Origin of the sequence: Listeria welshimeri serovar 6b str. SLCC5334 (assembly GCF_000060285.1) — a bacterium.
Lineage (GTDB): Bacteria > Bacillota > Bacilli > Lactobacillales > Listeriaceae > Listeria > Listeria welshimeri.
The window spans coordinates 907,189-931,662 of record NC_008555.1; the positions used below are offsets into that span (position 1 = coordinate 907,189).

At 36.5% G+C, this 24,474-nt stretch carries 24 protein-coding genes, 3 tRNA genes and 1 pseudogene; 27 read left to right on the forward strand and 1 reads right to left on the reverse strand.

Translation table 11 applies throughout. The annotated features are described in order from the left end of the window. The first annotated feature begins 68 nt into the window (after positions 1–68). The 20 genes and pseudogenes from rsbV to LWE_RS04540 all read left to right on the forward strand — a co-directional run bounded on the left by rsbV (position 69) and on the right by LWE_RS04540 (position 15,065). The gene (gene rsbV, locus LWE_RS04445; protein ID WP_011701708.1) at positions 69–413 is read left to right on the forward strand and encodes an anti sigma b factor antagonist RsbV; all 345 of its coding nucleotides are present in this window, start codon (positions 69–71) and stop codon (positions 411–413) included. Then, positions 397–870, forward strand: a complete 474-nt coding sequence (gene rsbW / locus LWE_RS04450; protein ID WP_011701709.1) for an anti-sigma B factor RsbW — start codon at positions 397–399, stop codon at positions 868–870. Before rsbV ends, rsbW begins: the two co-directional genes overlap by 17 nt. Next, entirely contained in the window at positions 848–1,627 is a 780-nt protein-coding gene (gene sigB, locus LWE_RS04455) for an RNA polymerase sigma factor SigB (protein ID WP_011701710.1), read from the forward strand. Before rsbW ends, sigB begins: the two co-directional genes overlap by 23 nt. Next, complete coding sequence (locus LWE_RS04460; protein ID WP_011701711.1) at positions 1,628–2,227, forward strand: PP2C family serine/threonine-protein phosphatase; 600 nt, start codon at positions 1,628–1,630, stop codon at positions 2,225–2,227. Between the two features lie 205 nt (positions 2,228–2,432). Beyond that, positions 2,433–4,067, forward strand: a pseudogene (locus tag LWE_RS04465) (SulP family inorganic anion transporter). A gap of 66 nt (positions 4,068–4,133) precedes the next feature. Further along, entirely contained in the window at positions 4,134–6,311 is a 2,178-nt protein-coding gene (locus tag LWE_RS04470; protein WP_011701712.1) for a Tex family protein, read from the forward strand. After that, positions 6,311–6,778 carry a SprT family protein gene (locus LWE_RS04475; RefSeq protein WP_011701713.1) on the forward strand — a complete coding sequence of 156 codons (468 nt, stop codon included), beginning with the start codon at positions 6,311–6,313 and terminating at the stop codon, positions 6,776–6,778. Before LWE_RS04470 ends, LWE_RS04475 begins: the two co-directional genes overlap by 1 nt. Before the next feature lie 129 nt (positions 6,779–6,907). Further along, positions 6,908–6,995, forward strand: a tRNA-Ser gene (locus tag LWE_RS04480). Between the two features lie 151 nt (positions 6,996–7,146). Further along, positions 7,147–7,587 (forward strand): NADAR family protein, encoded by a 441-nt coding sequence (locus LWE_RS04485; RefSeq protein ID WP_011701714.1) that lies wholly within the window; start codon positions 7,147–7,149, stop codon positions 7,585–7,587. Positions 7,588–7,658: 71 nt separating this feature from the next. After that, positions 7,659–8,015, forward strand: a complete 357-nt coding sequence (locus LWE_RS04490) for an SMI1/KNR4 family protein (protein WP_011701715.1) — start codon at positions 7,659–7,661, stop codon at positions 8,013–8,015. A gap of 54 nt (positions 8,016–8,069) precedes the next feature. Next, the gene (locus LWE_RS04495; RefSeq protein WP_011701716.1) at positions 8,070–8,462 is read left to right on the forward strand and encodes an iron chaperone; all 393 of its coding nucleotides are present in this window, start codon (positions 8,070–8,072) and stop codon (positions 8,460–8,462) included. A gap of 141 nt (positions 8,463–8,603) precedes the next feature. Further along, the gene (gene celB / locus LWE_RS04500; protein ID WP_011701717.1) at positions 8,604–9,890 is read left to right on the forward strand and encodes a PTS cellobiose transporter subunit IIC; all 1,287 of its coding nucleotides are present in this window, start codon (positions 8,604–8,606) and stop codon (positions 9,888–9,890) included. A gap of 80 nt (positions 9,891–9,970) precedes the next feature. Further along, a complete protein-coding gene (locus tag LWE_RS04505; protein ID WP_011701718.1) occupies positions 9,971–10,684 on the forward strand; it encodes a GntR family transcriptional regulator in 714 nt (237 codons plus the stop codon). Between the two features lie 196 nt (positions 10,685–10,880). After that, a tRNA-Glu gene (locus LWE_RS04510) sits at positions 10,881–10,952 on the forward strand. 26 nt (positions 10,953–10,978) lie between these two features. After that, positions 10,979–11,051: transfer RNA gene (locus tag LWE_RS04515), tRNA-Asp, on the forward strand. Between the two features lie 128 nt (positions 11,052–11,179). Then, a complete protein-coding gene (locus LWE_RS04520; protein WP_011701719.1) occupies positions 11,180–11,560 on the forward strand; it encodes an OsmC family protein in 381 nt (126 codons plus the stop codon). A gap of 118 nt (positions 11,561–11,678) precedes the next feature. Then, positions 11,679–12,353, forward strand: coding sequence for a YdeI/OmpD-associated family protein (locus LWE_RS04525; protein ID WP_011701720.1), 675 nt, complete (start codon positions 11,679–11,681; stop codon positions 12,351–12,353). A 132-nt stretch (positions 12,354–12,485) separates the two neighbouring features. Next, positions 12,486–12,983 carry a tyrosine phosphatase family protein gene (locus LWE_RS04530; protein ID WP_011701721.1) on the forward strand — a complete coding sequence of 166 codons (498 nt, stop codon included), beginning with the start codon at positions 12,486–12,488 and terminating at the stop codon, positions 12,981–12,983. A 29-nt stretch (positions 12,984–13,012) separates the two neighbouring features. Then, positions 13,013–14,362 (forward strand): glutathione-disulfide reductase, encoded by a 1,350-nt coding sequence (gene gorA / locus LWE_RS04535; RefSeq protein ID WP_011701722.1) that lies wholly within the window; start codon positions 13,013–13,015, stop codon positions 14,360–14,362. A 28-nt stretch (positions 14,363–14,390) separates the two neighbouring features. Next, positions 14,391–15,065 (forward strand): histidine phosphatase family protein, encoded by a 675-nt coding sequence (locus LWE_RS04540; protein ID WP_011701723.1) that lies wholly within the window; start codon positions 14,391–14,393, stop codon positions 15,063–15,065. Positions 15,066–15,107: 42 nt separating this feature from the next. Here the strand turns inward: LWE_RS04540 and LWE_RS04545 are convergent, their stop codons facing one another. After that, positions 15,108–16,244 carry an AI-2E family transporter gene (locus LWE_RS04545; protein ID WP_011701724.1) on the reverse strand — a complete coding sequence of 379 codons (1,137 nt, stop codon included), beginning with the start codon at positions 16,242–16,244 and terminating at the stop codon, positions 15,108–15,110. A gap of 142 nt (positions 16,245–16,386) precedes the next feature. On the opposite strand from LWE_RS04545, the gene LWE_RS04550 reads away from it, so the two are divergent. From LWE_RS04550 to LWE_RS04580, 7 genes are all read left to right on the forward strand, one after another. After that, the gene (locus LWE_RS04550) at positions 16,387–16,779 is read left to right on the forward strand and encodes a GntR family transcriptional regulator (RefSeq protein WP_011701725.1); all 393 of its coding nucleotides are present in this window, start codon (positions 16,387–16,389) and stop codon (positions 16,777–16,779) included. A 2-nt stretch (positions 16,780–16,781) separates the two neighbouring features. Next, positions 16,782–17,885: a DUF1648 domain-containing protein gene (locus LWE_RS04555; RefSeq protein ID WP_011701726.1), complete on the forward strand. Its 1,104-nt coding sequence runs from the start codon at positions 16,782–16,784 to the stop codon at positions 17,883–17,885. 152 nt (positions 17,886–18,037) lie between these two features. Continuing rightward, a complete protein-coding gene (locus LWE_RS04560; RefSeq protein ID WP_011701727.1) occupies positions 18,038–18,850 on the forward strand; it encodes a formate/nitrite transporter family protein in 813 nt (270 codons plus the stop codon). 221 nt (positions 18,851–19,071) lie between these two features. Continuing rightward, the gene (locus LWE_RS04565) at positions 19,072–20,538 is read left to right on the forward strand and encodes an NAD-dependent succinate-semialdehyde dehydrogenase (RefSeq protein ID WP_011701728.1); all 1,467 of its coding nucleotides are present in this window, start codon (positions 19,072–19,074) and stop codon (positions 20,536–20,538) included. A 309-nt stretch (positions 20,539–20,847) separates the two neighbouring features. Then, the gene (locus LWE_RS04570; RefSeq protein ID WP_011701729.1) at positions 20,848–22,419 is read left to right on the forward strand and encodes a Vga family ABC-F type ribosomal protection protein; all 1,572 of its coding nucleotides are present in this window, start codon (positions 20,848–20,850) and stop codon (positions 22,417–22,419) included. 121 nt (positions 22,420–22,540) lie between these two features. Continuing rightward, on the forward strand, positions 22,541–23,575 hold the full coding sequence (locus LWE_RS04575) for a permease (protein WP_011701730.1): 1,035 nt from the start codon (positions 22,541–22,543) through the stop codon (positions 23,573–23,575). Positions 23,576–23,593: 18 nt separating this feature from the next. Beyond that, complete coding sequence (locus LWE_RS04580; RefSeq protein ID WP_011701731.1) at positions 23,594–24,433, forward strand: TIGR03943 family putative permease subunit; 840 nt, start codon at positions 23,594–23,596, stop codon at positions 24,431–24,433. The last annotated feature ends 41 nt before the right edge of the window (positions 24,434–24,474 follow it).

Below are 24,474 nucleotides of genomic sequence, written 5' to 3' on the forward strand. Positions count from 1 at the left end.
TTTTATGTTTTAATTTTATTTGTTAGGGTAAAATGCACAGTACACTTAAATTTAGATGGGGTGGAGTAATGAATATTAGTATAGAAATAAAAGAGCGTGATACTGACCACATAGATATATTTGTTGCTGGGGAGATCGACGCTTATACAGCGCCAAAGGTAAAAGAAGCTCTTGAAGTTTATCAAGTAAAAGAGGGTATTGTACTTAGAATTGACTTAACCGAAGTAAGCTACATGGATAGTACTGGTTTAGGCGTATTCGTAGGGGCTTTCAAAAGCTTACGTCAACGTCAAAGCGAACTAATCTTGTTTGGTTTAAGCGACCGACTTTTCCGATTGTTTGAAATCACAGGATTGTCAGATATCATTGAAATCAAAAATGTAGAGGGTGAAATGAATGGCAACAACGCATGACAAAATTACATTACAACTTCCTGCCAAGCCTGAGTATGTAAGCCTAGGTAGACTTTCATTATCAGGAATCGCAAGTCGCGCAGGATTTTCTTATGAAGCAATTGAAGATTTGAAAATAGCCGTAAGTGAAGCCATCACGAATTCTGTCAAACATGCATTTAAAGGTGAAGAAGATGGTGAAATTATAGTAGAGTATCTTATTTATGAAGATAAATTAGAAGTACGTGTTTCAGATAATGGCACAAGTTTTGATTTAGAAAGCCGTAAACAAGAAATCGGTCCATATGAAGTAGATGAAGATGCGGAAATGATGCGTATCGGAGGTCTAGGCTTATTTTTAATTGAAACATTAATGGATGATGTGAAACTTTATTACGATGAAGGGGTTTCTGTCGTAATGACCAAATATATTAATGAAAAGCAGGTGGAGGAGAATGCCAAAAGTATCTCAACCTGATAAAGAAGCAAAAGAAAAAGTATATATTTGGATTGCCGCTTATCAAGAAAACGGCGACCAAGATGCCCAATATAATTTAGTGGTTCATTATAAAAATTTAGTAGAATCTATTGCACGCAAGTATTCGCAAGGTAAATCTTTTCATGAGGATTTAGTGCAAGTTGGAAATATTGGTTTACTAGGTGCTATTAGACGTTATGATGCTACTTTTGGGAAAAGCTTTGAAGCATTTGCTGTGCCAACTATTGTTGGTGAAATTAAACGTTTTTTACGCGATAAAACATGGAGCGTTCATGTACCGCGCCGAATTAAAGAATTAGGTCCAAAAATTAAGAATGCTGTGGAAGAGTTAACAAGAGAATTACAAAGCTCTCCTCAAATTAGCGATATTGCTGATTTTATCGGCGTCACTGAAGAAGAAGTTTTAGAAGCAATGGAAATGGGGAAAAGTTACCAAGCACTTTCTGTAGACCATTCAATTGAAGCTGATTCAGATGGAAGTACGATTACGTTACTTGATGTTGTAGGAGGTACGGATGATGGATTCGAACGTGTGAATCAACGTATGCTTCTAGAGAAAGTTCTCCCTGTCTTAGATGAGCGAGAACAGATGATTTTGCAATATACATTTATTGAAAATCGCAGTCAAAAAGAAACTGGGGAACTACTCGATATATCACAAATGCATGTGTCTAGAATCCAACGTCAAGCTATCAAAAAACTTCGAGAGGCGTTGCAGAATGAGGAAGTGGAGTAAATGAACAAGGCAGTTGAATCAAATAATTTATTTGTATTTCAACGTTCTAAAGCATTACAACAATACTGCGGGGATGTTTATTTTACCCATCAAGACAAAAATGGTTTTTTGTATGTTCTTTCTGATGGACTCGGAAGTGGTCTTGAAGCTAACAGAGCGGCTAAAGCGACTGTTGACGCTATAAAAGAAGATGTACATGCAGATATTACTGATATGCTAGAAAAAGCTAACCAGGCCGTTTCAGGGCTTCGTGGAGCGGCTATAGCAATTATCAAAGGTGATTTCTTAACCAAGACACTCTATTATACAGGTATGGGAAATATTCGCTTTTATATGATTGGTATAGAAGATAAACTTATTTTTCCACTTTCCGGTTCTGGTTTTTTATCGGGTAGAAAACAGAAGTATCGGTTACAATCATTTAAATATAAACCAGGCAGTAAGTTTTTGATGCATTCAGATGGACTTGTTCTTTCTCGTGTTCGAAAAAGTCTCGAGTCACCTCTTTGTGTCGTGAAAATCGGACATTTAATTGAACAAAATATATCAGATATTCCAACAGATGATGTAACTTTTATGGTTGGAAAATTTCCAGAATAACAAGAAATACCTTTTAAACGAAGCAACTGTTTAAAAGGTGTTTTTTTCGATTGGAGGTGAGAAGGTCTCTTATTTATGGTATATTAGAATAGAGCGCTAGTTATTTATACTTATTTATGTGAGAGACATCACTTAATAAGCGTGAAGCAATATTGCTTTGCGCTTTTTTCGCGCGGGTAAATATGGTGAAGAAAGAAGGAGCAAATTGAAAAAAGTTTTAAAGAATAGTGTGAAAGGCTACACGTGGGCGAGATTTAGAAAAGACTTGCTTGCGGGTATTATCGTGGGCATAATTGCTTTACCACTAGCAATGTCCTTTGCAATTGCATCCGGTGTAAAGCCAGAGTATGGAATCTATTCTAGTTTTGTTGCAGGGATTATTGTTTCTGTTTTTGGCGGATCAAAATTCCAAATTGCTGGACCGACTGGGGCGTTTATTCCCGTATTACTTGGAATTGTGTTAACTTATGGTTATCAGGATTTACTTGTTGCTGGGATGATGGCAGGGGTTTTACTTTGTTTGATGGGTTTTTTCAAACTTGGAACTTTAATTAAATTTATCCCAAGACCAGTGACTATTGGTTTTACAGCTGGGATTGCCGTAACCATTTTTATGGGGCAAGTGGGGAATTTTCTTGGGTTAACTGGAATGGAAAAGCATGAGTCTTTTATAGCAAATATGAAAGAAATCTGGCTACATTTAGATTCATGGAATTTTTATAGTGTATTTATTTCTTGTATTTGTATGATTGTATTATTTATTTTTCCAAAAGTCTTACCAAGAATTCCAGCGCCGCTCATTGGGCTTGTTATTACAACTGGAATTGCGATGCTATTTTTCCCAGATGCACTTCCAACTATTGGATCGGCTTATGGAGAAATTCCAAGCACTTTTCCGCCTTTTCAATTTCCTGATATGACATTTGCTAATATGAGTAAATTGATTGGACCGGCTTTTGTTATTGCGATGCTTGGAGGAATTGAATCACTTCTTTCAGCTGTAGTTGCAGATGGTATGACGAACACAAAGCATAATAGTAACTGAGAATTAATCGGTCAAGGTATCGCAAACATTGTCACACCAATGTTTGGTGGTATTCCAGCAACAGGTGCAATTGCAAGAACAGCGACAAATATTAATAATGGTGCAACGAGTCGAGTTTCGGGTGTTATTCATGGGGTTTTTGTATTGCTTACTTTACTTGTTTTAGCACCTGTAGCTATAAATATTCCAATTGCAGCAATGGCGCCTATTTTAATGCTTGTTGCATGGAATATGAGTGAACGAAAAACGTTTCTACACATCATCAAACTAAAATCGGGAGACACATTAGTACTTGTAATTACTTTCTTACTAACCGTTTTTGCAAGCTTAACTGTGGCGGTTGAAGTAGGATTATTACTAGCAGTTGTCCTTTTTGCTAAACAAATGGGAAGCTCGATGCAAATCGAAGAAATCGAACCAGAGGGCGCCGAAATTGCTCCACACTTACACGAGAAAATTAGTATCTTTACTATTCGTGGGCCACTTTTCTTTGGGGCAGCGCAAATTTTTCAACAAAATATTATGAAGGCAATTCATGTTAAACCAGAATTCCTTATTTTGCGGATGGGGAAAGTACCTATTATTGACTCCACTGCAGAAGGCTATTTCCATCAAATTGAAAAAGAATTTTCCAAACAAGGTGGCCAAATTTTAATTACTGGTCTAACAGATAAAGCGAAAGAAAGTCTGAAAGGTAGCGGACTTTATGACCGAATTGGTGAGGAACACTTCTTTTTGCACACAGAAGATGCGATTCAATACGCGAAAAATGCGTTAAGTGAGCCGAATAGATAGCTTTTGTCAGTTGAAACGTAATTATGTTACACTTATGTAGAGAATGAATATTGGAGGCTATCAAGTATGGAACAAATGCAAGATAAAATAATAAAATTAGTCCAAAAATCGCTTAGTTATAAACCAGCGCAAATTAATGCCGTTATTAAATTAATGGAAGAAGGCAACACGGTCCCATTTATTGCACGTTACCGTAAAGAAATGACTGGTAGCCTAGATGAAGTGGAAATTCGCGATATTGAAGAAACATTTGAATACGTTACTAAATTAGAAAATCGTAAAGAAGAAATTATTCGCTTAATAGATGAACAAGGGAAATTAACAGACGAACTGAGAGCGGCAATCATCCAAGCAGAAAAACACCAAGCATTAGAAGATTTATATCGCCCCTACAAACAAAAGAAACGCACCAAAGCAACAATTGCCAAAGAAAAAGGATTAGAACCGCTTGCAGATTGGCTAATGAGCTTTCCAAGCGATGCTGATCCACTGAAAGAAGCAGCAAACTACATTTCAGAAGATAAAGAAGTCGAGACAGCAGAATCAGCCTTACTTGGCGCACATGAAATTATCGCTGAACAAATCAGTGATGAGCCTAGTTTTCGAGAGTGGATTCGTAATTTTACTCGCAAATTTGGCATGATTGAATCTAGAGCAAAAAACGCTGAAGCAGATGAAAAAGGCGTTTACGAAATGTATTATGAATTTAACGAAATGATTGGCAAAGTAGCTAGTCACCGCATACTTGCATTTAATCGCGGAGAAAAAGAAGATATTTTACGTGTACAAGTACAAGTAGATACAACAAAAATCTTCCAATATTTATTTGAAAAAGTTATCCAAAACCGTAATTCTGCAACACGTCCTTATGTAGAAGAGGCGATTTTAGATGCTTATAAACGTTTTATCGGACCTGCAATTGAACGTGAAATTCGCGGCGAATTAACTGAGAAAGGCGAAGAACAAGCGATTCATATTTTCTCTGAGAACTTGCGCAAATTGCTTCTACAACCACCTTTAAAAGGAAAAATAATTCTTGGTGTGGATCCAGCTTTTAGAACAGGTTGTAAATTCTCTGTACTAGATCAAACAGGTAAAGTGCTAGAAATCGGTGTTGTTTATCCACATACAGCTAAAGCACGCCGACCAGAAGCAAAACAAAAGATTGCTGAGATTTTATCCACTTATCAAGTAGAAGTTATTGCGATTGGTAATGGAACGGCATCACGTGAAACAGAGCAATTTATCGTTGAGGTTATTCGTGAATCGAATTCTAATGCTTATTATTGTATCGTTAATGAAGCTGGCGCAAGTGTGTATTCTGCAAGTGAAACAGCTCGCGAAGAGTTCCCAGATTATCAAGTAGAAGAACGGAGCGCGGTTTCTATCGGAAGACGCTTGCAAGATCCATTAGCAGAACTTGTAAAAATCGATCCTAAGTCAGTGGGAGTGGGACAATACCAACATGATGTAGCCCAAAAACGATTAAATGAAACATTGACTTTTGTTGTTGAAACTGCTGTTAACCAAGTAGGAGTCAATGTAAATACAGCGTCTGCTTCCCTTTTACAATATGTTGCAGGCTTAAATAAAACAGTCGCTAATAATATTCGTAAATACCGCGAAGAAAATGGTTCGTTCACATCACGTAAAGCATTGAAAAAAGTTCCTCGTCTCGGCGCGAAATCATATGAACAAAGTATTGGCTTCTTACGTATCCTAGAAGGCGACAATCCGCTTGATAAAACAGCTATTCACCCTGAAAGCTATAAAGCAGCTGAGCAAATCGTGAAAGCAGCCGGTTTTGATTTGAGTGATATTGGTAGTGAGGACCTTAAAGCAGCGTTACAAGCACTTAGCATTCCAGAAGAAGCAGAAAAACTAGGCATTGGTAAAGAAACAATGCGTGATATTATTGATAATTTAATAGCTCCAGGGCGTGATCTTCGTGATGAACTTCCGGCACCACTTTTAAAACAAGATGTTATTTCGATGGAAGATTTAAAACAAGGAATGGAATTACAAGGAACTGTTCGTAACGTTGTTGACTTTGGCGCTTTTGTTGATATTGGCGTAAAACAAGACGGACTTGTGCACATTTCAAAACTGAGTAATTCCTTTGTTAAAAACCCAATGGATGTCGTTTCAGTAGGAGATGTTGTAACTGTTTGGGTTGATGAAGTAGATACGAAGAAAAACCGAATTGCTTTAACAATGCGTAACCCAAATGGAAGTGTTAAATAATGAAACAAATAGAATTGCAGCGACACATGGAAGAAGTGTCGCTGCAATTTTTCCAAAAAGAATTCCGTCACCGAGCTGTTTTTAATGCACGCTTACGGACGACAGGTGGCAGATATTTACTCAAAAGCCATGATATCGAAATGAACCCTAAATACTTAGAAAACTTTGGTTTAGAATACTTTTTCGGCATTATGAAGCACGAACTATGTCATTATCACCTTCATTTAGAAAAAAAGGGTTATCAACATCGGGACAAAGATTTCCGTGAATTATTGAAAAAAGTCAATGCGCCACGATTTTGCGCCACCATTCCGCGTGAAATCACTATGCATGAATATACATGTGAAAACTGCGGAAAATCATTTTTAAAACAGCGTAGATTCAATGTAAACCGTTATCGCTGCGGGAGTTGTGGTGGGAAATTAAAACAACTGGGCTCCAAGAAAATTTATACAGAAAACCGTTGAAAAACCTTGCATTTTTGGCGATTTCTGCGTATACTAATGGAAGTCGGTTAATTCCGCAGCAACCTCGTTGGTCTAGCAATCAGCTATTAACCAATTGGTCGCAGGAACGAGAATCCTGCTCGCGGTATTGGGGAAGTACTCAAGTGGCTGAAGAGGTGCCCCTGCTAAGGGTATAGGTCGCTCGCGCGGCGCGAGGGTTCAAATCCCTCCTTCTCCGTAATAACTCATAAAGACATTGTTTAGTTTCCTAAACAGTGTCTTTTTTGGTGGAAAATAGCGATGGATTTGCGACTATATGTATGCTAAAGTTATTTTGAAAGATAAGCTCAAGTTGCAATAAACATAACGTAAATACTCGGAGGTGCAAAATGAAGGTTATCCATTTTTATAGTGAAAATGCAGACTATGGCTGTTTCTCTAATTTCTCTTTACATCCAGTTGTTATAGATGGCGTGACTTACCTAACGACAGAACACTACTTCCAAGCCCAAAAATTTATGGATAAAAAGATTATTAAAAAAATAATTAGCGCAAAAAAACCAATAGAAGCGGCAAAATTGGGGAGAAATAGAGACTTCCCATTACGAAAAGGCTGGGAAAGCATGAAAGATGAAGTGATGTTAAAAGCAATAAGAGCAAAAGTAGAGCAACATTCGGAAGTGAAAGAAATACTTTTATCCACAGGAAATGCAATTTTAGTGGAACATACGGAAAAAGATAATTATTGGGGCGATGGTGGAAATGGCTCTGGAAAGAATCGGTTAGGTAAGATTTTGATGAAAGTTAGAGACGAATGGAATGCTAGTTAGAGGAGGTAGCTTAAATCGAACCAATAAATCATTTTTTTGAATGAGCGAAAAATAATAATTGGCAATTAGATTTGTCTGCTGTAGAGAAAAACTTTCCAGAGCAAATTTTAAAAAGATATGTAAATTTATTAGATGCATTTAAGACCTTTTATGAACAACCTAACCTCTGTAGCAACGCGTTTGAACAAATGAGTTTAGAAGCAGCAGAAGGTGATAAAGATTTAGAGAATAAAGTAAAACTATTTTGGAATGCACATTTGCCTATTATGATGAGTGTTGACGGTTGTTATGAATATTATGCTATCGCTTTAAATGACGGAAGTGTTGTTCATGGTTCGGAACCTGAATTTGAAGAAAGTTTGGTTGTAGCAGATTCATTTGCGAATTTCTTACTGAAAATCGTGGCCGGTGAAATTGGGATAAGTTAAAATTAATTAGGAAATTTGCTATAATAAGAAAAACGTTTCAGAAAGGAGAGGACTATGGATAATAAACTAGAATTTACAACGATTGAAGAATATATTACCCAAGCGCCAGCAGAAACAAAAGCAGTACTTCAAAAAATACGAGAGACAATTCAAGCTGCTGCCCCAGAAGCAACAGAGAAAATCAGTTATCAAATGCCAACTTTTTATTTCGAAGGCAATCTAGTGCACTTTGCTGTTGCGAAAAATCACTACGGGTTTTATCCGGCGCCTAGTGGCATTTCTGCATTTGAGAAGCAATTAGGAAAGTATAAATATTCTAAAGGTGCTGTTCAATTCCCGATTAATGAAGAAGTTCCTTATGATTTAATACGAGAAATGACGCTTTTCCGATTAGCAGAAAATAAACAAAAAGCAGCAGAAAAGCTAGCAAAGAAAAAGAAAAAATAAGTTTGAGACTTTCATCAACGTGATGAAAGTCTTTTTGTTCGGTCTTTTATTTACAAAAGACTAGACATTTAAAATTAAATGAGTATAATAATAAATAGAAAACGTTTTCTTGTAGAATAAAATACGTTTGGGGGAAGAAAAGTGAATAAATTTATGGAGTTGCTTGGGGATAAATTAATGCCTCTTGCTGCAAAGTTAGGGGAAAACCGTTATTTAACAACTTTGCGAGACGCATTTATGTTAGCGTTTCCACTAACAATGTTTGGTTCAATTGCCGTGGTTTTAATGAATCTACCTTTTTGGAGTGATGAAACAAAAGCTGTTTTGCAATTGTATTTAGGTAATGCGCAAAATGCGACGATGAGTATTATGACCGTTTTTGTCGTTTTTGGGATTGGTTATTCTTTATCCAAGTATTATAAAGTAGAAGCTATTTATGGTGGTGCCGTAGCGCTTGCTAGTTTCTTGATCTTAACGCCATTTTTCTTTAATAGTGCAAATGGGGAACTAGTGACAGGCGCGCTTTCTTTAGACAGACTTGGTGCAAAAGGTATGTTTATTGGTATGATTACAGGTTTTATCGCGGGGGAATTATATCGTTTCTTCGTTCAACGGGACTGGACTATTAAGATGCCAGCTGGTGTGCCGCCAGCAGTTGCTAAATCTTTTGCAGCTTTAATTCCAGCTGTTTTGACCTTAAGTATCTTTTTAGTAATTAACATAATCGTTCAATTCTTCTTTAATACTAACTTACATGATGTCGTGTACACAGTTATTCAAAAGCCACTAGTTGGGTTAGGATCAGGTATTATTCCAACTCTGATTGCGCTTTTCTTTGTCCAAGTATTGTGGTTCTTCGGTTTACATGGTCAAATTATTGTAAACTCGGTAATGGACCCGATTTGGAATACGTTAATGCTTGAAAATTTAGATGCTTACAAAGCTGGTAATCCTTTGCCACATATTATTACGAAACCATTCATGGAAGTATTTACTGTTGGAATGGGCGGATCTGGGATGACACTCGCAGTAGTTATCGCGCTCGCTTTTCTAATGAAGAGTAAACAGAGTAAAGAAATCGGTCGTTTAGCACTTGGACCTGGTATTTTTAACGTGAATGAGCCGGTATTATTCGGGATGCCAATTGTGTTAAATGCAACGATTTTAATTCCTTGGATACTGGCGCCATTAATTGTTACGACGCTTAATTACTTTGTGATGGCTGCTGGAATTGTGCCAGCACCAACCGGAGTTTCTGTTCCGTGGACTGTGCCAATTATCATTAATGGAATCTTGGCGACGAACTCATGGCTTGGCGGGGCACTTCAAGTGGTTGATTTCTTTATTGTCTTAATTATTTGGTATCCATTCCTTAAACTTGTTGATCGTGCGAATATCGCGAGGGAATCGGAAGCTATTACCAAATAAGTTATGTTTTTGTTTTCGATATGCTATAATTTGACTAGAAATGGCTAGACATTTTTAATTCAAGCGAAGGAGCGATCGAATTGGTTAAGTATGAATTGATTGCAGCAGATATCCGCGAAAAAATAAACAACGGTACTTATCCACCAGAATCCATTCTTCCTGATCAAGTAAGCTTATGTAAAGCCTATGATTGTAGCAGAATGACAATAAAAAAAGCTTTTGATGTTTTAGCACTTGAAGGACTTGTTTACAGACAACGTGGTGCAGGAACTTTTGTCATGAAAAATGCTTTAGCTAATAAGCAAGATGCGAGTTTGCGGGATTATGACGGGTTAACAAAAATGATGGGAGATAATCGAATCTCGAGTAAGATTATAGCGTTCGATATTGCTTTCCCAGATGAAAAAACACAGGAACAACTTTTAATTAAAGCAGATCAACCAGTGTATAAATTGATTCGGTTGCGCCTGTTAGATGGTGAGCCGTACGTATTAGAACATACAACAATGCCAGCAGATTTAGTTCCAGGTCTAACAAAAGAAATTTTACATCACTCGATTTATGCTTATTTGCAAGACTCACTAGGACTCGTACTAAGCGGCGCATTTCGAAAAATTAATGCTGATAAGCCATCTGAATACGATCAAGAATATTTAGCGTGCGGGGAACACGATCCAGTTTTAGAAGTGGAACAAGTAGTGTATTTAAAAGATGGTAGACCAGTGGAATACTCTAGGTCAAGACACCGCTATGATACAAGAAGTTTTATCATGGTTGATCATAGAGAAAAGTAAAATAAAGTCAGCGTGTCTGTAAAGCATTGCTGACTTTGTTTATACTAATAAAAAATGCATAAAAAGCGCTTAATGAAAAATTTGTAAATAAATTAGGAAAAGCCGTTGACAGTCACTCAGATTATGTTATAATAAAAAAGCTGGTGTAAGAGAAATGAATTCAACTGAATATATATTCATTTTTCGTTTTTTATCTGGCCCGTTGGTCAAGCGGTTAAGACACCGCCCTTTCACGGCGGTAACACGGGTTCGAATCCCGTACGGGTCACTTTTTTATTCATTTTTTATACATATGGTTCCGTGGTGTAGGGGTTAACATGCCTGCCTGTCACGCAGGAGATCGCGGGTTCAAATCCCGTCGGGACCGCTCAAAAAAGAATTCAAGCAAAACTTGAATTCTTTTTTTCGTACAGAAAGTTGGACATGGCTTTTTATTTGAGCTATAATCTTATTATTCATATAAGAATTGTAAGAATTAAATTGGAGGAATGAATCATGGATTTAGTGAAAAATGGGAAAGTATTAGAACTTGTACATCCAAATGGAAACTGGACCTTAATTAAAGAAGAAGGTTTTTCTCCAGTTCAAATAACAGTGGCGGCGGTTGCAGCTTGTAGCGGATATGTATATCAAACATTACTTGAGAAAAAACGAATTGAAATAAATGATTTAAGTATTCAAACGGACTATGAGCAAGATCAAGAAAGCGCTGTTCATGTTTTAACGAAAATTAATGTTACTTTCACAGTTGATTTAGTAGATAAAAGTAACCAAGCAAAAGCGGAAAAAGCAGTGCATTTAGTGAAAGAGGCTTGCCCAGTTGCGAAAAGTTTAGATCCTTCGATTGAAATTAACGAGATTGTTGTTTTTAAATAAATGTCTTATGGACCAAGCCGCGGCGCTTGGTCTTTTTTTTTACGCGTTTAGTTTGGCTTGATTACATAGAGGGAAGGCTATATACTGAAACCAAACAATACAAACGAGGTGCTGGAATATGGGAGAGAAGACAATAGTAGAAAAATTACAACTGACTAAATACAAAGAAACAGTCATTCTAAATCAACCAGTTGGCGCAGATTATTTTCGGAATTTAGCAAAGTACGAAGAAAAACTAACAGATAAACAGTACGATTTAATTTTCGATTTTGTTGAAACGTTAGATGAATTAGTAACTTTCGCGCAAAAAGTTATTGATAACAACACACTTTCCACGAATGGTTATTTATTTTTCGCCTATCCTAAAAAAGGTAATAAAAAGTTCGATACATATGTGCACCGTGATGAATTAATGCCAGCTCTTAAAACAGACAAAGAAGGTTACGTGAATGGCAGTACGCTCAAATTTACGCGAATGGTTGCACTTGATGAAACATATACGGTTGTTGGTCTAAAAGAAGCAACGAAATTAAAAGCGAAAGGCATCAAGAAAAATAATCCTTCCGCAGATGAATATGCTGATTATGTACCACTTGTTGCAGAATTTTTAGCAGACAAAGGGGATTTGCAAACGTTCTATAATAACTTAGCGACAGGTTACCAGCGAGTTTGGGCTCGTTATATTTATTCTGCCAAACAATCAGCCACACAAGAAAAAAGACGCTTAGAAATGGTTGATATTCTGAGCCAAGGTTATAAAACAAAAGACCTCTACCGACAAGGAAAAAAGTAGCCAGATAAATTTTTATTTGGTTATTTTTGTGTTTGAAACTGCTTCTTTATGTAAAATTGTCTAGGCGTGATAGAATAGAAGAGGAATAAGGCGAAGGAAAATCTTGTTGTACTGGAGAAGGGGACATGCAGGATGGCGAATTATATTAATAAAGAAAGGCGCCAAATTGATTTTGATCCATTTGATTTACGGATAATTGCCGTACCAGAAGTAGTTGCGGTTCAATTTAAACCGCGCTCAGAACACACTTTACTTATTCGTATTGCGGATGTCGGCGCAACCTATCAACCACTTAAAAATGAATCATTGTTTGAAGCTATTTTGCCCGTTCATTTTAATGATATAAATGAAGAAGATGACTATTGGGGATTAAGTGACAAAGAGCAAGCCGAGATGAAACTATTTAATGAAGTACATCGTGATTTAATTTATGATTTTGTGGATGAACACCCAGATTTCACGCAAATCATAGTCCATTGTCATGCTGGAGTCAGCCGAAGTAGCGCAGTTGCTATGGGAATTGCTGAACACCTAGGGGATGAGGACACATATGATAAACTGCAAGTGATTAAACGTTACTTACCGAATCCGCGAGTTCTTGCCATTATGCGGGGCGAAGCGTATTTATAAAAATGAAGAAATGTTAGGAGAGATTTTGAATGGAGAAGCATTATGATTATATTGCGATTGGCGGCGGTAGTGGCGGAATTGCTTCTATTAATCGCGCGGCAATGCACGGAGCAAAGTGTGCACTAATCGAACCCAAATTTTTAGGAGGCACATGTGTGAACGTTGGCTGTGTTCCTAAAAAAGTAATGTGGTACGGTGCACAAATTAAAGAAGCGATGGATTTATACGCAGATGCTTATGGTTATCAAGTAGATGCATCCTTTAACTTCCAAAAATTAGTTGAAAATCGGGAAGCATACATCGAACGCATTCGCGGTTCTTATAAAAACGGACTTGATAATAATAAAGTCGAATGGATAAAAGGGTATGCCGAATTTGTTGATGAAAAAACGTTGCGTGTAAACGGCGAAATAGTGACAGCTGATCATATTTTAATTGCGACGGGCGGAGAACCAGTGCTTCCTTCTATTCCAGGTGCAGAATATGGAATAACTTCAGATGGTTTTTTTGCATTAAAAGAACTTCCTAAAAAAGTAGCAGTTATTGGTGCCGGTTATATTGCTGTTGAACTTGCTGGCGTTTTACAACAATTAGGTTCAGAAACACATTTATTTGTACGGAAACATGCGCCGCTCAGAAATTTTGACCCACTTTTAACAGATACATTAACCGAAATTATCGAGCAATCGGATATGATGTTGCACAAACACGCAGTACCACAAAAAGTGGAAAAAAATTCGGATGGCAGTTTAACATTGAGCTTAGAAGATGGTCGCACAGAAACCGTCGATACGATTATTTGGGCAATTGGCCGTAAACCGGTTATCACAGGACTTCAAATTGAAAAAGCTGGCGTAGAATTATTAGAAAGTGGACATATTGCTGTAGATAAATTTCAAAACACGAATGTGGAAGGGATTTATGCAGTTGGCGACGTCACGGGTCACTATGAATTAACACCAGTCGCTATCGCTGCTGGACGCCGTCTTTCAGAACGACTTTTTAACAATAAAAAAGATGCTCATTTAAGTTATGAAAACATTCCAACCGTTGTATTTAGTCATCCTGCCATTGGTACTGTTGGTTTAACTGAGCCAGAAGCAATTGAAAAATATGGTAAAGAAAATATTAAAATATACACTTCTAGTTTTACTTCAATGTATACAGCTATTACAGATCACCGTGAACCTTGTCGAATGAAATTAATCTGCGAAGGAAATACAGAACGTGTCATCGGCTTGCACGGCATTGGTTATGGTGTGGATGAAATGATTCAAGGATTTGCTGTAGCTATTAATATGGGCGCAACGAAATCCGATTTTGATAACACGGTCGCCATTCACCCAACAGGATCAGAAGAATTTGTTACAATGAAATAGATAACAACAAACGAGGAGGAAGAACGTAATGGGAAAAAAATTATCACTTTATTTTGTAAGACATGGTCAAACGTATTTAAATAAAAATATACGCATGCAAGGTTGGGCTGATACGCCACTTACACCAGAAGGAATTGAAGTTGTAAAAGAGAGTGGACGCGGTCTTTCTGAAACAGAATTCGTTGCAGCATATTCAAGTGATTTGCACCGTACAATCGCAACGGCTGAACACTTACTCAAAGAAAATAAACACGCATTTGGTTTAACACTGGAACCACTTAGCGAATTTCGTGAAACATTCTTTGGTTCTTATGAAGGCGAAAAAAGCGATGTAGCATGGAGTGAAATTGCCAAACATATGGGATATGCGAGCCAAGCAGAACTTTTTGAAAAAGCCGATGTTCGCGAAACAATGAACGGGACAAAAGCTGCAGACCCCGCCGGTGATGCCGAAGATTTCATGACATTTTGGACACGTGTAGAACAAGGCTTTTTACATGTTATAAGTCGTCACCGAGAAACTGGTGGGAATGTCCTAATTGTCGCTCACGGAAATACAATTCGTAACATTGTCCACGAACTAGAACCCTCCATGGACGAAGCAGTCATCTTAGATAATGCGAGTGTTACCGTGTTAAACTACGAAAATGGTTTATTCAAATTAGAACGTTTAAATGATACCTCTCATTTTAAAAAAGCATAGAAAAAACGAGCTTTAGGAAGCAATTTCCCAAAGCTCGTTTTTTTATTTTGGCGGCGTATTCGCGTCAGGTGGGTTGTTATCAATTGCTAGCTGACCCCGCCTTAATTTAATTAAACGATTGACATTGACGATAATTGTTTTTACCACTGCATAAAGTGGAACGCCTAAAATCATTCCAAAGATTCCTGCTAAATTACCAGCAACAATCAAGATAATAATAATAGTTAATGGGTGAATAGATAACGATTTACCCATTATATATGGTGAAAGCAAGTTCGAGTCGATTTGTTGAACAATAGTCACAACAACAATCACAAGTAACGCTTGAAGTGGAGAAGTAAATAAGGCTACAATAACTGCTGGAGCTGCACCAAGGAATGGCCCAAGATAAGGAATAATATTCGTTGCACCTGCAATGAAACCAAATAGAAGGGCATAAGGTTGACCAATAATTAAATAACCAATAAAAGTAAACAAACCAACAAACATACAATCAATTGCTTGAGAACTAATATAAGTAGAGATTGTTTTGTTCATTTCTTTAATAATTTGTTTTGCTTCAGAACGAATGCCAGCTGGGAAGAATTTACCCGAAGACTCAACGAATTTATGACCATCTTTAAACATATAAAAGACGATAAATGGAACAGTTACAAGAATCATAACAAAACCAGATATAAACGAGAAAATCGCTCCAAAACTAGAAGCTACCCCATCAAATACAACAGACATAATTTTCGGTAAAGAAATGTTTAGTTTTGCAAGTTCTGCTTTTATATCAACACTTTGCAAAGCTGAATTATGAGAAAGACTTTCTAACCATTTCTCAAAATCTTGCCAGTAACCTGGAATTGCTTTTGCAAGTTCAGCAACTTGATCAGCAAGTGTTGGTCCGAGTTGCATGACAGCAAGTACAATGAGGGCAATAAACGCAATAAAAATCAATATCACACTTAATAGTCTTGGTACTTTTCTTTTTTCTAAAAATAGAACAAGCGGATTAAAAAGATAGAATAAAAACCCTGCTACTAAGATAGGCATAAATAATGTAGAAATGATTATACCAATTGGTGAAAATATGTACTTCATTTGTAATAAAATGAATAAAACTGCGACAACCGCTAAAATTTCAATGGTCCAAAAAAACAGTTTACTATCTCGAAAACGTGAAAATTTCAAATGATTCCCTTCTTTCTAAAAAAGCTTATTGTCAGATTTTATAGTACCATTAACTCCATTAAATAGCCACTGAATTAATAGGATTGACCAAAATGTATATGTGTTATACAATGTATATAACAGTTAAAGAGAGGATGTTTCTATGTTACTTGCGATTGATTTACAATCAGAAGAGCCAATTTACACACAAATTTGTAATCAAATCATTGAAGGCATGGCTAAACGAGAACTTTTACCAGGGGACAAATTACCTTCTGTAAGAAGTCTTGGTGCTGATATTGGGATTAATTTCCATACAGTAAATAAAGCGTATCAAATTTTAAAACAAGAAGGGCTTATTCAAATTCATCGTCAAAAAGGAGTAGTTATTCATCCGGATGGCGTAGCTAAAGCAGATGAACTATTTTTCAAGAAATTACAAACAAAGCTAAGACCATTGATTGCAGAATCAGTTGTTCGTGATGTTAGTGAAGAGAAATGGTTAGAAATAAGTAAGACTATTTTTGATGAAATGCATGGACGGAGAGTGGATTAGAGATGGAAATCATCATTTATATTTTTGTAAGTATTGCTATCATTTCACTACAAGCAATGACACCTTTTGTTATACGGAAGTCTGAATGTTTTGGGGTAAATGTTGGCGAGCGAGCTAATCGAAACGCTGAGCTAACCCAATTAAAAAAACAATATATTGGTCAAGTTGTTTTATGGACCTCGTTAGTGGCTATCATCGGGATTGCTTTTATTCAAGGTTTTCATTCAAGCGAAAACATCCAAGCAGGAATTTTTATCGCCTCCATGTTTGGACAATTAATAGTTTCTTTCATTATTTACTATCGTTTTCATCAAACAACCTTACAATGGAAAAAAGAAAAAATAGAGTCAGGAGAAATTTCAACCAATTCTATTATCATGGTAGATACTAGTTTTCATCGTAGAAAAATGGTGATTTCTTACACTTGGTTTATAGTGCCCTTACTTTTATTTATTATTACACTTGCAATAACCGCTGTTTTTTATCCAAGTGCTCCGGAAACTTGGATAACTCATTTTGATATGAACGGGGTAAGCACAAATACGGTTCAAAAATCACCAAGAATAGCTCTACTTTTCCCAATGCTGCAACTAGGGATGATTGGCTTATTTATGTTTATTAATTATGTTATAGCCAGAAGTAAACAAACAGTAGAAAATGAAAATCCAACAGATTCTTTAAAACGGAATATGTTATTTAGACAAATTTCTAGCAAGGCTATGCTAATTATGTGTATGATCATGGTCATTGATTTTCTCGTTATGCAAGTGGTTATTTTACTCGCATTATCAGCAGAAATTATGATGATTACTATGATTATTTCCGTCATTTTAATTTTACTGGGAACAGTTCTTCTTGCTGTAAAAGTAGGACAGGGTGGAAGCCGATTAAAATTCGCAAATGAGCCAGACGGAGTAAACAAGCCAATCCGTGATGACGACGTTTTCTGGAAAGCGGGAGTAATTTACTTCAACAGAAATGACCCAGCATTATTCGTTGAGAAACGTTTTGGTATCGGTTGGACAATAAATACAGCTCGTCCAGTTGCTTGGTTATCTTTTGTATTTGTTATCGTAGTCATTATCTTCATTAGTTTCTTGTTTTAAGTATATTTAAGTTAATAATCAACACTTCCCACAAAAAATTTTCTGGCCCTGAACTCTTGTTTGGGGCTTTTTTATAGTAGCAAGCTTTTTTTGAGTATGCTATAATAAATACGCTATTTTGTGATTATTTTAACAAGAAGGAAGGGATTCATGTGGGATATTATAGCCCGCAGGAAGTAACAGAGATAACAATTGAAAAAGGAACTCAAAAAGCAAATTCAAGTACATTAGCCCTTGTTTTATTAGGCTTTTTGGGTGGCGCTTTTATCTCTCTTGGTTACTTATTATACATACGTGCAGTAGGAACAATGCCTCATGAGTGGGGAAGTTTTGCAACGCTTATTGGCGCAAGTCTTTTTCCAGTAGGACTTGTCTGTATCTTACTCGGTGGAGGAGAATTAATCACTGGAAACATGATGGCTGTAGCAATCGCTTGGTATGATAAAAAGATTATTTTTCAACAATTACTTCGAAACTGGGCCATTGTTTCAGTTATGAATTTAGTTGGCGCCTTTTTTGTTGCTTACTTTTTTGGTCATTTCGTCGGCTTAACAGAAGGGGATTTCTTACCAAAAACCTTAGCAACAGCTGGTGCTAAAATAAATGATCCATTCTGGGTTGCATTTGTTTCTGGTATTGGTTGTAATTGGTTCGTTGGGATTGCTGTTTGGCTCTGTTATGCGGCCAAAGATTTCTCAGGAAAAATTCTTGGTATTTGGTTTCCAGTAATGGCTTTTGTGGCCATTGGATTTCAACACGTTGTCGCCAACATGTTTATTATCCCGGCTGCCATTTTTGCTGGTTACTATTCATGGGCAGATTTTATTTGGAATATCATTCCTGTATACTTAGGAAATGTAGTTGGCGGTGCAGTGTTTGTCAGCCTTTTCTATTTCCTTGCATATAAGAAAAACGCACAGAAAAAAGTAAAAGAAGAAGTACATCAACCAATTGAAGAAAATTAAGAAGAAGAAGCTAGTTGCATTTATTGCAGCTAGCTTTTTTGAAAAAATTTAATTTTTTTGGAAGTTTCCTCATGCGCTTCATGTTGGGATAGAGTGGATTTTTCTAGAAGGTTTTTTCTGAATTTAAAAGCAGAATCCTGATTAAGTTTTTTTATTTGTGGAAAACACTATTATAAGCAACAAGAAGCGCGGACATAAAAATTTATTGAGGAGTGGTATTTTTGAGTATGAAAGAAGCGACATTACCAAAAGTTCAAACAAAATTATTTATTAATGGAGAATGGATAGACGGAGATAATAAAGAAACAAAAGATATTGTAAACCCAGCAAACGGAGAGGTTATTGCAAAAGTAGTGCAAGCAGGACCTAATGAAACAAAACAAGCCATTAATGCCGCAAAAGAAGCTTTTCCAGATTGGGCTAAAATGGAATTAGCTGACCGTGTTAAATTATTGCACAAAATTGCTGATTTAATGGAAGAAAGAGCAGATACCTTAGCCAAAATTATGACAATTGAACAAGGTAAACCACTAAAAGAATCAAAAGGAGAAGTCCTAACGGGTGCTGAAAACTTCCGATTCGCCGCAGAAGAAGCAAGAAGATTATATGGTGAAACAATTCCTGCTCCAAATAATCATGCTTTTATTGTTAAAAAACAACCAATAGGTGTAGTTGCTGCGATTACCCCGTGGAATTTCCCAGGTGGAATGGTTACACGAAAACTTGCGCCAGCGCTTGCAACTGGTAATACTATTGTTCTTAAACCTTCCGGAGATACACCTCTTTCGGCTTTAGCTATCTTTGAAATATTTGAAGAAGCTGGCTTACCAAAAGGTGTTGCCAATATTGTAATGGGTAGCTCAAAAGAAATCGGTGAAACATTAACTGATAGTGACGACGTTCGTAAATTAACTTTCACCGGTTCTACTAAAGTCGGTCAAACGCTATTTAAACAATCAGCAGAGACATTGAAGAAAATCTCACTTGAACTTGGTGGACATGCACCATTTATCGTATTTGATGATGCTAATTTAGATGCGGCTGTGAATGATTTAGTCGCAGCAAAATTCCGTAATAACGGTCAAGTATGCGTATCACCAAACCGGATTTTTGTAGCTAAAGAAATCAAAGACAAATTCACGAAAGCTCTTGTTTCCGAAGTTGAAAAATTAAAAGTTGGTAACGGTTTGGGTGATGTGAATGTTGGCCCACTTATTCGTGAAGATGCGATAGATAAAATCGATAAACAACTTAAAAACGCTACAGATAAAGGCGCTAAAGTCCTTACTGGTGGTGGGCGTCTAACCGGCTCAGACTATGATAAAGGAAACTTTTACAAACCAACTGTCTTAGATAATGTCACTCGTGAAATGGATATTTTCTATGAAGAAACATTTGGTCCAGTCATCCCACTAATCACTTTTGAAACAGAAGACGAAGCAATTGAAATGGCAAACGATAGTGAATTCGGATTAGCTTCTTACTTCTATACAAAAGATTTAGCACGCGTGGAAAAAGTAGGATCTGCTTTAGAATATGGAATGGTTGGTGCAAATGAAATCGCCATTTCCAATCCAGAAACCCCATTTGGTGGCGTAAAACATTCTGGCTTTGGTCGTGAAAACGGACATTACGGAATGGAAGAATACATCCAAGTGAAATTCATCAACTTAAAATATCGTGATTAAATTGACTTTATGAGTAAACCTCCAAAATTAGATCTAAAAATCTAATTTTTGGAGGTTTTTTTAAGGTTGAAATAACACCCACATTGCGCTATAATGAAACCATCAAACGAAAAGGAGTGTTATCTTAAGCCAATGAAATTCTAATCCTGTATTATATGAAAAAATGAAGAAAGCTATCCAATTTTTGGGTAGAAACTATTTTTTCGGACGGGATTCGTATGTTCATTTTGCATGATAACTCTAGCTATAGGCTTTTTTTGGCGTAGCTCCGCGGATTCCTCTCTGAAAATATTCAGGAGGTTATTTTTTATGTCTATAATCGAAATTAATCAATTAAAAATAGAAGTAGCAGACAGGATTTTAGTAGAAATCCCCCATTTACTAGTTAATAAAAAAGCAAGAATTGGCATCATCGGTCAAAATGGTCTAGGAAAAACAACGCTAATGGAAGTGATTGCTGGCGCCAAAGAAGCCACATCTGGCACCGTAATTACACAAGGAAAACTCGCATACATCAAACAACTTTCCAATGATAAGAGCACCAAAAGCGGTGGCGAAAAAACACGAAAAGCTATCCAGCAAGCGATGCGCCAAAATCCAAGTGTTCTCTTAGCAGACGAACCAACGAGCAATCTGGATGTCGAAAGCGTAAAACATTTAGAACGCCAGTGGAGTGATTTTCACGGTGCACTTCTGATTATCTCGCATGACCGAGCCTTTCTAGATGCACTTTGCACAGAAATATGGGAAATCAAAAATCAAACTATTCATGTCTACAAAGGCAATTATCATGCCTATTTAGAGCAAAAACAACAACATGAAAACCAAGCGGAACTCGCTTACAAAGAATTTAAAAACAAAAAGAAACAACTACAGGCATCTCAAACGCATCACGAAATCGAAGCAGGACGAATTGTTAAACCAGGTAAACGCTTAAACAACAAGGAAGCCAGTGCTTTTAAAGCAGGAAAAGGCACGCAACAAAAGAAACAGCATAGCACCATAAAAGCCTTAGAAAAACGAATTGAGCGACTCGGTAATGTCGAAAAACCTCATACAACTAAACCAATCAAAATTATCACTCCAGATAATCGAATAATTAAAAAAGGTAATACTATATTAAGTGTCAGAGAATCAACATACGAAATTACTGGACGAAAATTGTTTAAAACAGAGGCTTTCTCAATAAAATCTGGTGACAAAGTAGCTCTTATTGGTGAAAACGCAAGTGGAAAAACCACATTTTTAAGAGAAATAATCCAAGGAAATCCAACTATCACATGTAATACTCAAGCAAAAGTGGCTTATTTTGATCAAGAATTAAAAGGACTAGATTTAGCGAAAACTCTTTTAGAAAACATGACAAATATTAGCGTTCAAACCAAGCAAGTAAACAGAGAAGTCCTTGGTAGCATGCACTTTAAAGAAAGCGATTTGTATAAAGAAGTGCGCATGCTCTCTGGCGGGGAACGGGTAAAATTACTTCTCAGCATGCTTCTTGTTAGCGATGCGAATTTTCTTATCCTAGATGAACCAACGAACTATTTGGACATTTACGCAATGGAAGCTTTGGAAGCATTAATCAAACAATTTACTGGAACGATCTTATTTGTTTCTCATGATAGAACCTTTGTAAATCAAGTAGCAGAAGAGGTAGTCGCAATTGAAAACAATCAAATGACTTTCCACCGAATGACTTTCTCAGAATATGAAGAAAGTAAAACCCCAAGTCGCTTTTCAGAAGAAGATAAATTGATTTTAGAGATGCGGATGTCAGAAATCGCCGCAAAACTAATGCAACCCAATTTAAAGCCAGCAGAAAAAGCAATGCTCGAACAAACTTATCAAGAAATTATCACAAAAAGACAGCAATTTACCTAAATTGTTGTCTTTTTCTGCAAGCAAAATAATAAATATTCTCATTTATCTTTTACTTGATTTCTTTAAAAGATAGGCTTAGAATCAAATAGTTATTAAAAAGAGCAAAGAAAGAAGGAATCCTATGTTTAGTCATCTGCCGGATTCATTCCTACAAATGAATACCATTTTTATTTCCATTTTAATTGAAGCACTGCCATTTGTATTGATTGGTGTATTTATCGCTGGCTTTATTCAAATGTTTATTTCTGAAAAATTCATTGCACGAGTCATCCCAAAAAATAAATTTTTAGCAGTCATTGTTGGCTCGCTTATTGGTGTGTTTTTCCCTTCCTGCGAATGTGGAATTGTTCCTATAGTTCGTAATTTGCTTGCAAAAGGTGTACCACTCCATGCCGGAATTGCCTTTATGCTCACAGCACCGATTATTAATCCTGTAGTACTTTTTTCTACTTATGTCGCATTTGGGAGTACCTGGGAAGTGCCGCTATTACGTGTTGCAGGAAGCCTCGTAGTCGCTCTCGTTGTTGGAAATATTATCGCTTATTTTTATAAAGGAACAGGTTTGAAAGATCGCTTTTTAAAATATGAAGCAGCAAGTGAAAAAGTGGCCGTTCCAGCTGGAAACCTAGCAATTGCTAATGGTCCAGCAGAAAGCACAACAACTAATTTTCAAGTATTAAGAACCGAAGAAACTCCAGTTAGACTAGAGCATAATCATGCGCACCATCATGACGCAGAGCATACGCATACAAAAATGACATTTAGCCAAAAAGTGTGGCATACCGTTCAACACGCTGTTGACGAATTCTTTTCTGTAGGTAAATACCTTGTTTTTGGTGCTTTAATTGCTGCAGCGATGCAAACTTACATTAAAACCTCTACGCTCGTATCAATTGGTCACGGTCCGATATTATCTATCTTACTGATGATGGTACTTGCCTTTGTATTATCGCTATGTTCTGAAGCAGATGCCTTTATTGGTGCTTCTTTCCGTAGTGTATTTTCCACCCAATCAATTGTCGCATTTTTAGTTTTTGGTCCAATGCTTGATATTAAAAATTTAATGATGATGTTAGGTGCATTTAAAGCGAAATTTGTCTTATTAATTGTTACTAGTGTAACGATTGTCGTCTTTTTATACGCTTTAGTTATCTAACCGAAAGCAGGTGATTACATGTTTCGAGTTTTTATATTATTTGGATTTGGCTTTTATTTAATGCAGCTACATATTTCTGGTGATATCAGTAAATATATTAATATGAAATACGCTTATTTATCTTTTTCCGCGATGATTGCTGCATTTTTACTTGCACTTATTCAACTAGTTATGGTTTTTCGCGATGAAGATATTGGTGCAAAGACAGAGCATATGGGGCATACCCATGATGGCGAAAATACTATTTTGAAAAAAATAATGGTGTATGGTTTACTTTCCTACGCTCTAATCGCTGGTTTCTTATTTCCTGTTGCAACGCTTGATTCAACCATTGTTTCCGCTAAAGGTTTTCATTTCCCGAAAAACAACGCTGCTGGAGATGATCCATATGCTCAAAATCAATTTTTAAGACCAGATACAAGTGGTTATTTTGGAGAAACAGATTATGAAAAAATGATGTCGAAAGAAAAAGCCGCTATCATTGACCAAAACCCAATCAAAGTTAATGATAGTAATTATTTAATGACGATGGAAATTTTGTATAATTATCCAGGAGAATTTACAGGCAAACAAATCGAATTTACAGGATTTGTTTATAATGATGAAGTGACAAAAGATAATAATTTATTCTTGTTCCGTTTTGGAATTATTCACTGTGTGGCAGATTCTGGTGTATTCGGTATGCTTGTTCAAATGCCTGAAAAAACCGATTTAAAAAATGATACTTGGCTCACAGTAAAAGGAACCATTACTCAAGAATATTATTCTCCGTTCAAAATGAATATTCCGTCTGTACAAGTAGAAAGCTATAAAGAAGTAGCAAAACCAAAATCAGTTTATGTCTATCGTAAATATTAAATCGCTACTTGCGGATTTATGCAGCTTGCGTTATCCTTAAA

Bases quoted from the DNA above. Each gene is read 5' to 3' on its own strand.
- rsbV (WP_011701708.1), top strand. From the start codon at position 69: ATGAATATTAGTATAGAAATAAAAGAGCGTGATACTGACCACATAGAT.
- rsbW (WP_011701709.1), top strand. From the start codon at position 397: ATGGCAACAACGCATGACAAAATTACATTACAACTTCCTGCCAAGCCT.
- sigB (WP_011701710.1), top strand. From the start codon at position 848: ATGCCAAAAGTATCTCAACCTGATAAAGAAGCAAAAGAAAAAGTATAT.
- LWE_RS04460 (WP_011701711.1), top strand. From the start codon at position 1,628: ATGAACAAGGCAGTTGAATCAAATAATTTATTTGTATTTCAACGTTCT.
- LWE_RS04470 (WP_011701712.1), top strand. From the start codon at position 4,134: ATGGAACAAATGCAAGATAAAATAATAAAATTAGTCCAAAAATCGCTT.
- LWE_RS04475 (WP_011701713.1), top strand. From the start codon at position 6,311: ATGAAACAAATAGAATTGCAGCGACACATGGAAGAAGTGTCGCTGCAA.
- LWE_RS04485 (WP_011701714.1), top strand. From the start codon at position 7,147: ATGAAGGTTATCCATTTTTATAGTGAAAATGCAGACTATGGCTGTTTC.
- LWE_RS04495 (WP_011701716.1), top strand. From the start codon at position 8,070: ATGGATAATAAACTAGAATTTACAACGATTGAAGAATATATTACCCAA.
- LWE_RS04520 (WP_011701719.1), top strand. From the start codon at position 11,180: ATGGATTTAGTGAAAAATGGGAAAGTATTAGAACTTGTACATCCAAAT.
- LWE_RS04525 (WP_011701720.1), top strand. From the start codon at position 11,679: ATGGGAGAGAAGACAATAGTAGAAAAATTACAACTGACTAAATACAAA.
- LWE_RS04530 (WP_011701721.1), top strand. From the start codon at position 12,486: ATGGCGAATTATATTAATAAAGAAAGGCGCCAAATTGATTTTGATCCA.
- gorA (WP_011701722.1), top strand. From the start codon at position 13,013: ATGGAGAAGCATTATGATTATATTGCGATTGGCGGCGGTAGTGGCGGA.
- LWE_RS04540 (WP_011701723.1), top strand. From the start codon at position 14,391: ATGGGAAAAAAATTATCACTTTATTTTGTAAGACATGGTCAAACGTAT.
- LWE_RS04550 (WP_011701725.1), top strand. From the start codon at position 16,387: ATGTTACTTGCGATTGATTTACAATCAGAAGAGCCAATTTACACACAA.
- LWE_RS04555 (WP_011701726.1), top strand. From the start codon at position 16,782: ATGGAAATCATCATTTATATTTTTGTAAGTATTGCTATCATTTCACTA.
- LWE_RS04570 (WP_011701729.1), top strand. From the start codon at position 20,848: ATGTCTATAATCGAAATTAATCAATTAAAAATAGAAGTAGCAGACAGG.
- LWE_RS04575 (WP_011701730.1), top strand. From the start codon at position 22,541: ATGTTTAGTCATCTGCCGGATTCATTCCTACAAATGAATACCATTTTT.
- LWE_RS04580 (WP_011701731.1), top strand. From the start codon at position 23,594: ATGTTTCGAGTTTTTATATTATTTGGATTTGGCTTTTATTTAATGCAG.